Here is a 3,961-nt window from a genome sequence, read left to right as displayed (position 1 = left end):
GGTCGAGCGAGGCCGGGTCGACGTCGACGGGCGGGGGGAGCCGCGCCTCGCCGTCCAGGCCGGCGTGCCCGGCGGCGAGCAGCCCGGCCGCCACGAGGTAGGGGTTGGCGGCCAGATCGAAGCACTTGATCTCCAGGTTCGCCGCCCGGCCCGCGGCCGCCGGTGGGCCGGGAATCATCCGCAGCGCGGCCTCCCGGTTCTCCAGTCCCCAGCAGGCGTACGCACTCGCCCACTGGGACGGCACCAGCCGCAGGTAGGAGGCCACACTCGGCGCCCCGAGCGTCATCAACGCGGGCAACCGGGCGAGGATCCCGGCTGCGAACGCCTCGCCGGCCGCGGTCAGGCCACCCGGGCCGCCCCCGCCGCCCATCAGGTTGACCCGACCACCGCCATTCCACCTGGCGCCCGCCGCCGTACCGGCTGCCGCCGCACCGGGCCCCACCCCGTACCCACCGAGCCGGGCCGCACCGTCGGCACCACCACCCCCGTAGCCGCCGCCACCGCCGTAGCTGCCGCCACCGCCAACGCCACCCCCATCCGCGCCCCCGCCGCCAACGCCATCGACGTGGCCCCACAGGCTCAGATGGACGTGCCCGCCGTTGCCGACGCCGTCGGCGAGGACCTTTGGCGCGAACGAGGCGCGTAGGCCGTGGCGCCCGCTGACCGCGCGCACGGTCTCCTTCACCAGCACGCAGGTATCCGCGGCGGCGAGCGGATCCTGCGCGGCGACCGACACCTCGAACTGGCCGGCCGCGTACTCGGGATGGATCTGCTCGACGACCAGGCCCTCCTCGGTCAGCGCCGCGACCACGTCGCGCAGGTAGTCGCCGAGCTCGGCGACGCGGGTCATCCCGTAGGCGGGGCCGCCGGCGGCGGGGGTGAACCCGTCGGCGCCGGCCGGCGCAACGGCCCATTCGATCTCGAAGGCCATCGCGACCCGTAGCCCGCGTGCGGCCAGGCGGGTCGCCTCGACCCGGACGAGCTCCCGGGCGTCCTGGGGATGGGGCTTGCCGTTCTGATCACGGCGGTCCGCCGGCGCCCAGGCCCACCCGGGTTGGGCGGCGAGCGCGGTCAGCCGGTCCAGGTCCGGATGCAACCGCAGGTCGCCGACCGGGCCGCCGGCGACGCGGCCGGCGATGATCGCGTCGTCGGCGCCGAACGCGTCGAACACCGGGGACGCGCCGACGCCCCACACCACCGCCGCGTCCAGCCGGCCGACCGGCACGCCCTTCATCCGGGTGATGCCGCTGTTGTCGACGAAGGTGCAGGCGACGCAGACAACGCCGCGTACCTCCAGGTTCGTCGCCGCATGCCGGGCCGCCGCGGCGAGCCGGTCGCGCTCGGGGCCGCCGAGGACACCGATCCGCGGCGCGGCCCGCTCCCACGCAGAGTCGTTCATGATCGGCCCTCCCGCGGATGCCGCGTGCGGCGCGGATATCGCTGTCCCACGGATGTCGCCTTCCCCACGGATCCCACCCCGGGTGGGTCTCGCCTGGCACCATGCTCGCGCGCCGGCGGGCCCGATGTCGGGTGAGACGGTGGACGAGACCGCTCCCACACTGGGCCCAATTGTCACTCTCGGTGAAATTCAATCGCGATCTCGCCGGAGATGTCCACCGTGCATACGGCGGCCGCCCGCGGAGTTGTCCACAGCTTTCGCCCCGGCAAGAAGATTTGAAAACAGGCCAACATCACCGATGTTCGACTCGACTGTCCCCAGGTAGGCCAAAGTAATCCACAAGTTATCCACAGGTGGTGTGCACAGAGCTTGGCTACGCAAGGTAACTGCCACGGCCAGGCATGACCGCGCCGCACCGCGGGGACCAGTCGGGGATGGGGCGCTCCGAAGGCGTCGGCAAACCCGACCCCGTCGATCACCGGATCGTCGACCGCGGGCCCGTCGACCCCAAGCTCGTGGATCACGAACTCGTGGATCACGAACTCGTCGATCACGAGCTCCTCGGCATCGAGCTCGTCGACCATCACTGCCACGGCCTCGTCCGGCGTGATCTTACCCGCCCGGAGTTCGAGAGCATGCTCACCGAGGCCGACCGGCCCGGTCCACCCGGCACGACGCTGTTCGACAGCCAGATCGGCCTCGCCCTGCGGCGCTGGTGCGCCCCGGCGCTCGACCTGCCGCCGCACGCCGACCCCGAGACGTACCTGGAGCGACGGGCCGAGCTCGGCCACGCCGAAGTGCACCGGCGGCTGCTCGGCGCGTCCGGAATCAGCACCTTCTGCGTCGACACCGGCTTCCAGCCCGAGCCGCTGACCTGCGCCGAAGACCTCGCCGCGTTCGCCGGCGGGCGGGGTCTCGACGTCGTACGCCTCGAGCGGATCGCGGAACGGGCGGCCGTCGACGTGCTCACCGGGCAGATCGGGGTTGCCCACCTCGCCGACACCGTCCGTGCCCGGCTGGCGGAGCGCACCCCGTCGACGGTCGCGGTGAAGTCGGTCGCCGCCTACCGGGCCGGACTGGCCCTGCCGGCGCGGCGGCCCACCGATCGGGAGGTCGCCGCGGCCACCCGCACCTGGATCAACGAAATCCGCGGCGGCGCCGCGATCCGGCTGCACGACCCCGTCCTGCACTCGTTCCTGATCTGGTGCGGGGTCGAGGCGCGGCTGCCGGTACAGATCCACGTCGGTTACGGCGACGCCGATCTGGACCTCGCCCGCGGCAACCCGCTGCTACTCACCGGCCTGCTGCGGGCGATCGCGCCGACCGAGGTCGCCGTCCTGCTGCTGCACTGCTATCCGTTCCACCGCGAGGCCGCCTACCTCGCCCAGGTCTTCGCCAACGTCCACCTCGACCTGGGGCTAGCGATCAACAACACCGGTCGCGGCTCCGTCGGCCTGATCGCGCAGGCCCTCGAACTCGCCCCGTTCGGCAAGTTCCTGTTCTCCACCGACGCCTACGCGCTCGGCGAGCTGTTCCTGCTCGGCGCGACGCTGTTCCGCCGCGGCCTGGCCGCCTTCCTCGCCGACGGCATCGACGACGACGCCTGGACCGCCGCCGACGCCGCGCGAATCGCCCGACTTGTCTGCGCCGACAATGCCCGCCGGGTCTACGACCTGCGGTAGACGAGCGAGTCCGAACGAAGGCGGGGCCGGTTGCGGTGCGTCCTGCGCGGTCGGACGCCGGCAGACCGTGCGCATCGCACCGCAACCCTGCGGTCGCGCCGATCGTGGTTCCGCGGAACCGACCGCATCACGCCTCCACCGGCCACCAGCCACGATTGCGGCCAAGATCTGACCGCAATCGCCCCTAACGTCGACGTCATCGGACCGACGACGAAAGGCGCCAGACAATGACCACCACGAACACCGACGCGGCCCCGCCCGCGCTCACCGGCGAGCGCGCCGACCTGCTGGCGGCCCTGGCCCAGCGCCGCTGGTTCCTCCGGTTCACCGTGCAGAACCTCGACGACGAGCAGGCCTCGCGGCGCACCACGGTCAGCGAGCTGACCCTCGCCGGCCTGGTCAAGCACGTCGCCGACATGGAACACCGGTGGCTGGACTTCGTCCTCGTCGGCGCCGCGGCCTTCGACGGCGACATGACGGCCCGTGCCGAGGAGTTCCGCGACGGCTTCCGGCTGCTGCCCGGTGAGACGCTGGCCGGCACCCTCGACCGCCTCGACGAGGTCGCCCGCCGCACCGAGCGCATCATCGCCGAGGTCGCGGACCTCACCGACGCCCACCCGCTGCCCGTGGCGCCCTGGTTCGAGCCCGGCGCGAGCTGGTCGGTGCGGCAGGTCCTGCTGCACCTCATCGCCGAGACCGCCCAGCACTGCGGGCACGCCGACATCCTGCGCGAGGCCCTCGACGGCGCCCGCACCATGGGCTGACCTCCCCACCCCCCGACGCGGTGGGGCCGGGCCGCCATCAGCCGGTCGCAGCGGCGGGCGGCGCGACGGCTGCGGCGACGCAATCACGCCGGGCTCGGCGTGAGCCCGCGTCGGCC

General features: G+C 73.1%; 3 protein-coding genes. 2 read left to right on the top strand and 1 reads right to left on the bottom strand.

Annotated features, from left to right (window positions below):
- On the bottom strand, positions 1 to 1,399 hold a 1,399-nt coding region (locus ND748_RS27255), incomplete at its 3' end, for a glutamine synthetase (RefSeq protein WP_251749069.1).
- Between the two features lie 434 nt (positions 1,400 to 1,833).
- Here ND748_RS27255 and ND748_RS27250 point away from each other — a divergent pair.
- Together ND748_RS27250 and ND748_RS27245 are read left to right on the top strand one after the other, a co-directional pair.
- Entirely contained in the window at positions 1,834 to 3,081 is a 1,248-nt protein-coding gene (locus tag ND748_RS27250; RefSeq protein ID WP_374216050.1) for an amidohydrolase family protein, read from the top strand.
- A gap of 227 nt (positions 3,082 to 3,308) precedes the next feature.
- The gene (locus tag ND748_RS27245) at positions 3,309 to 3,845 is read left to right on the top strand and encodes a DinB family protein (protein WP_251749068.1); all 537 of its coding nucleotides are present in this window, start codon (positions 3,309 to 3,311) and stop codon (positions 3,843 to 3,845) included.
- Positions 3,846 to 3,961 lie beyond the last annotated feature (116 nt).

Source organism: Frankia sp. AiPs1 (genome assembly GCF_023716945.1).
In the GTDB taxonomy this organism is placed as follows: Bacteria; Actinomycetota; Actinomycetes; order Frankiales; family Frankiaceae; genus Frankia.
This window is presented reverse-complemented; position numbering and strand designations above follow the sequence as displayed.

What these genes read in the sequence shown, in the direction of transcription:
- ND748_RS27250 (WP_374216050.1), top strand. Translation starts at nt 1,834, where the DNA reads ATGGGGCGCTCCGAAGGCGTCGGCAAACCCGACCCCGTCGATCACCGG.
- ND748_RS27245 (WP_251749068.1), top strand. Translation starts at nt 3,309, where the DNA reads ATGACCACCACGAACACCGACGCGGCCCCGCCCGCGCTCACCGGCGAG.